General features: G+C 70.3%; 4 protein-coding genes and 1 pseudogene. 4 read left to right on the top strand and 1 reads right to left on the bottom strand.

What is annotated here, in order from left to right:
- Positions 1-254: 254 nt before the first annotated feature.
- The 4 genes and pseudogenes from WA805_RS13685 to WA805_RS13700 all read left to right on the top strand — a co-directional run.
- Positions 255-659 (top strand): annotated as a pseudogene (locus WA805_RS13685) (cytidine deaminase); the annotation flags it as partial.
- A gap of 93 nt (positions 660-752) precedes the next feature.
- Positions 753-2,066: a thymidine phosphorylase gene (locus WA805_RS13690; protein WP_425242522.1), complete on the top strand. Its 1,314-nt coding sequence runs from the start codon at positions 753-755 to the stop codon at positions 2,064-2,066.
- Positions 2,067-2,071: 5 nt separating this feature from the next.
- A complete protein-coding gene (locus WA805_RS13695; RefSeq protein WP_422281418.1) occupies positions 2,072-3,178 on the top strand; it encodes an adenosine deaminase in 1,107 nt (368 codons plus the stop codon).
- Positions 3,179-3,287: 109 nt separating this feature from the next.
- Entirely contained in the window at positions 3,288-3,785 is a 498-nt protein-coding gene (locus tag WA805_RS13700; protein WP_422289104.1) for a GyrI-like domain-containing protein, read from the top strand.
- A 16-nt stretch (positions 3,786-3,801) separates the two neighbouring features.
- Here the strand turns inward: WA805_RS13700 and WA805_RS13705 are convergent, their stop codons facing one another.
- A complete protein-coding gene (locus WA805_RS13705) occupies positions 3,802-4,200 on the bottom strand; it encodes a zinc-binding dehydrogenase (protein ID WP_425242521.1) in 399 nt (132 codons plus the stop codon).
- Positions 4,201-4,331: the final 131 nt, after the last annotated feature.

Here is a 4,331-nt window from a genome sequence, read left to right on the forward strand (position 1 = left end):
AGCGATGCCCGGATCATCTTCCACGACGAGCACGGAGACCTGCGGATAACTCACCCTTACAAGTTAGGCTGCGTGCCCCTGACTGAGGAAATTCAGCAGCATTCTTAACCAGACCTGAACGAGTTTGGTGATCGCATGCTCACCGTTCACCTTGCGGTGCCCTGGCACTCTGGCGGGCCGCGATAGCTGCCACTGCGCCGGACCTGGTGCAATCCAGGGTTGCCAGTGTGGCGGACTCGGGGCAATGTTGTTTGATGGCAATTAACTGGCCGGAGCTACGCGCAGCCGCCATGCAGGTGGCCGGCCGGGCGTACGCGCCGTATTCGCGGTTGCGTGTCGGCGCCGCCGGGCTGACCGCCGACGGGCGCGTCGTGACGGGCTGCAACGTGGAGAACGCGTCGTTCGGGCTCACCTTGTGCGCCGAATGCGGGCTGGTCTCCGCCCTGCATGCCATGCCGCCCACGACGGACGGCACCGGGCCTGCGCCGCTGCTGATAGCGGTCGCGGTCGTCGCCGGGGACGGCGATCCCTTGCTGCCCTGCGGCCGCTGCCGCCAGCTCCTCCTCGAGGCGGGCGGTCCCGCGCTCCTCGTCGACACCGCCAGCGGGCCGGTTACCCTCGCGGACCTGCTCCCCGCCTCGTTCGGCACCGCTGACCTGGCCGCCCGCCGCGATCAGGCCGCGCCGTCCCCGCCGCCCCAGCCGAACCACGGAAGCCAGCTGTTACACCAGACCCAGGGGAGCGACCGCGCCATGCCAGACGTCGTCTCACTGATCCGCGTCAAGCGGGATAACACCAGGCCGCTGACCGACGCGGAGATCGCCTGGCTCTTCGCCGCGTACGCCGGCCAGACGGTCGCCGACGAGCAGATGGCCGCGCTGCTCATGGCGATCTACTTCAACGGCCTCACCGCCGGTGAGCTCAGGGCCTGGACGACCGAGATGATCGCGTCCGGCGAGACCCTCGACCTCAGCCACCTCAGCAGGCCGTCGGTCGACAAGCACTCGACGGGCGGGGTCGGCGACAAGGTGAGCCTGATCCTCGCGCCGCTGGTGGCGAGCTGCGGCGCGGCGGTGCCGCAGCTGTCCGGCCGCGGCCTCGGCCACACCGGCGGGACGCTGGACAAGCTGGAGTCGATCCCCGGCTGGCGCGCCAGTCTCAGCAACGAGGAGCTCACCAGGGCGCTCGCGGACCCAGGCGTCGTCATCGCCGCCGCCGGCGCCGGCCTGGCGCCCGCGGACCGCAGGCTGTACGCGCTGCGCGACGTGACGGGGACGGTCGAGTCGATCCCGCTGATCGCCAGCTCGATCATGTCCAAGAAGATCGCGGAGGGAACCCAGGCGCTTGTCCTCGACGTGAAGACCGGATCGGGCGCCTTCATGCGGGACCAGGCGCGTGCCGGGCAGCTCGCCCGCACGATGGTCGCCCTCGGCACGGAGCACCACGTCCGCACCAGGGCGCTCGTCACCAGGATGGACACCCCGCTCGGCCGCGCCGTCGGCAACGCGCTCGAAGTCGAGGAAGCCGTCAAGGCGCTCACCGGGGAAGGCCCCGACGACCTGATGGAGGTCACCTTCGCGCTGGCCGAGCACATGCTGGAGCTCGCCGGCCTCACCGCGAGCCCGGCTGAGGCGATAGCCAGCGGCCGCGCGTTCGACACCTGGCAGCGGATGATCAGGGTGCAGGGCGGCGACCCGGACGCGCCGCTCCCGGCGGCCAGGCACGTGCGGCATGCCCTGCTGGCCCCGGAGACCGGGTGGGTAACAGGCCTGGACGCGCTCGCGGTCGGAATCGCGGCGTGGCGGCTGGGCGCGGGCCGCGCGCGCAAGGAGGATGATGTCAGCCACACGGCCGGCGTCCGCTGCCTCGCGAAACCAGGGGACCACGTCCGCCGCGGACAGCCCATACTGGAGCTGCACGCCGACGACGAGTCCCGCTTCGCCCCGGCGGCCGAGGCGCTGGAGGCGGCGGGCACGGTCACGATCGGCAGCGCGCCGCCGCCGCGGACGCCGCTGGTCGTCAGCGTGATCAGCGCCGCAGATGTAGCAGACGAGGTGGGAGCGTAAGTCAGATGAGCCCGACACTTGACCAGATCCGCGCCGTGCCGAAGGTGCTGCTGCACGATCACCTGGACGGCGGCCTGCGCCCGGAAACCGTCATCGAGCTTGCCAGGGAGACCGGCTACGACGGCCTGCCCACCGACGATCCTGACGAGCTGACGACGGTGCTGACCGCCGGCGCGCACCGCGGCCACCTGAACTTGTACCTGGACGCGTTCCGGCACACGGTCGGCGTCATGCAGACTCCTGACGCGCTGCGGCGGGTCGCCGAGGAGTGCGCCGAGGACCTGGCCGCCGATGGCATCGTGTACGCCGAGGTCCGCTTCGCCCCCGAGCTGCACACCGAACGCGGCCTCACCCTCGACCAGGTGGTCGAGGCGGTCCTCGACGGCTTCGCCCGCGGCAGCAAGAACCGCCCGATCCGGGTGTATGCCCTGCTCACCGCGATGCGGACCGCGGCGCGCTCACTCGAGATCGCGGAGCTCGCGGTCAAGTACCGCGACAAGGGCGTGGTCGGCTTCGACATCGCCGGCGCCGAGGCCGGCTGGCCGCCGAGCCGGCACCTGGACGCCTTCCAGTACATCCACAGGGAGAACTTCCACATCACGATCCACGCGGGGGAGGGGTACGGCCTGCCGTCGATCTGGGAGGCCGTGCAGTACTGCGGCACCGAGCGGCTCGGTCACGGCGTCCGGCTCGCCGAGGACATCGAGATCACCCCCGACGGCGCGATCCGCCTCGGCCGCCTCGCCAGCTATATCAGGGACCGGCGCATCCCGCTCGAGATGTGCCCGACCTCGAACGTGCAGACCGGCGCCGCGCCGTCGATCGAGCGGCACCCGCTGCGGGTGCTCCGCCAGCTGCAGTTCAGGGTCACGGTCAACACCGACAACCGGCTGATGAGCCAGGTGACGCTGAGCTCAGAGTTCGAGATGCTGATACGCGAGTTCGGCTACGGCTGGTCGGACATCGAATGGTTGACAATCAACGCGATGAAGAGCGCGTTCGCGCCGTTCGACGAGCGCCTGCTGCTGATCAACACGGTGATCAAGCCAGGCTTCGCCACCGCCCGCGCGATGAGCGACGCCTACGTCAACCCGGAGCTGCTCAGCCGCTAGGAACCGCCACGGTGGACGCCGCGGCTCACCGCCTGCCCGACCCTAACGATGAGTTTTCCTGGCCGCGGCCGTCATAGGAGGACGTGCCGACACGAAAGGACAGGCAGCCGTGAGCCAGGAACCGAGGATTGAGGAACGTGCCGCGCAGCACTACGCGGGGATCCAGGCGACCGTGCCCATGGGGGGCATCTCCGGCGCCATCGATGAGGCCTTCCCCGAACTGTTCGGATGGCTAGGAAAAACAGGAACCGCGCCGGCCGGCCCGCCGTTCATCCGCTTCCTCGTCATCGACATGGAAGCACTGCTCCAGATCGAACTCGGTGTCCCCGTCGCCGAGCCTATGACAGAGAGCGGGCGCGTCAGGCCCGGTGTCCTGCCCGCGGGCCGCTACGTTGTGCTGCGGCACACCGGGCACTACGACGGCCTGGTCGACGCCAACGCCGCACTCCAGCAGTGGGCACACGACCATAGCCTGGAATTCGACGTGCGGGACACGCCGGAAGGCAGCGCCTGGGGATCCCGGTTCGAGGAATACGTCACCGACCCGTCGGCGGAGCCGGACCCGGGTAAGTGGGAGACCGACGTGGCCTACCTGCTCCGCGGCTAGCCACGCGGCGGTAAGGTCACTCCGGCATCCGCAGCACCGGCTTGATCACGTCGCCGGCCCGCGACGCCTCCAGGGCGTCGTTCACCTGGTCCAGCGGGAACGACGTGATCAGCTTGTCGTACGGGAACCGGCCCTGCTTGTTGAGCGCGATCAGCGCGCCGATCAGCGACGCCGACCGCCCTTCGCCGCCGAGGATGCCGACGACCCGCTTGCCCCACAGCGTGGACATGTGGTCGAGCGAGAACGACGCCCCGGCCGGCGCGCCGCCGATCAGCGCGACGGTGCCGCGCATGCCGACGGAGGAGGCCGCCTGCTGCAAGACCGCCACCGCCCCCGCGCAGTCCATGGCGAAGTCGGCGGGCCCGCCGCAGATCTCGTGCACCGCGGCCACCGGATCGGTGCCCGCGACCGACACGTCGATCGTCGTCTACGGCTCGGGAGCGGTCGGGCTTTCCGCGATCATGGCCGCGCGGCTGACCGGGGCGACGCACATCATCGCCGTCGACAAGCTGTCGTCCCGGCTCTCGCTGGCGACCGAGCTCGGGG

The organism is Trebonia sp. (assembly GCF_049794275.1).
Classification (GTDB): domain Bacteria; phylum Actinomycetota; class Actinomycetes; order Streptosporangiales; family Streptosporangiaceae; genus Trebonia.

Bases quoted from the DNA above. Each gene is read 5' to 3' on its own strand.
- WA805_RS13690 (WP_425242522.1), top strand. From the start codon at position 753: ATGCCAGACGTCGTCTCACTGATCCGCGTCAAGCGGGATAACACCAGG.
- WA805_RS13695 (WP_422281418.1), top strand. From the start codon at position 2,072: ATGAGCCCGACACTTGACCAGATCCGCGCCGTGCCGAAGGTGCTGCTG.